Annotated in this window: 1 protein-coding gene; it reads left to right on the top strand. The window is 66.8% G+C overall.

Annotated features, from left to right (window positions below):
- Positions 1-95, top strand: a 95-nt coding sequence (locus tag SB660_RS24515) for an aggregation-promoting factor C-terminal-like domain-containing protein (protein WP_486304224.1), incomplete at its 5' end; no start/stop codon positions are given.
- Positions 96-250: the final 155 nt, after the last annotated feature.

Raw genomic sequence — 250 nt, 5'->3', positions numbered from 1 at the left:
CGACACAGGTCACCTGGGGCCTCGACTACATCAGCCGCGCCTACGGCACCCCGTGCGCCGCGTGGGGCCACAGCCAGGCTATGAACTGGTACTGAAGGCTCGACCCTCAGTAGTACACGGCCAGCGGCCCGTTCGGGCCGTCGATCACGTGCACCGGCGTCTCGAACACGTCGGTCAGGACGGCGTCCGTCATGATCTCGTCGGGCTCCCCGAAGTAGGCGAGCTTGCCGTTCTTCAGCGCGCAGATGCG

It is taken from the genome of Bacillus sp. SIMBA_005, from assembly GCF_046535585.1.
GTDB classification, from domain to species: domain Bacteria; phylum Bacillota; class Bacilli; order Bacillales; family Bacillaceae; genus Bacillus; species Bacillus pumilus.
Note: the sequence above shows the minus strand (reverse complement) of the source record. Positions and strands in the feature narration are given on the sequence as shown.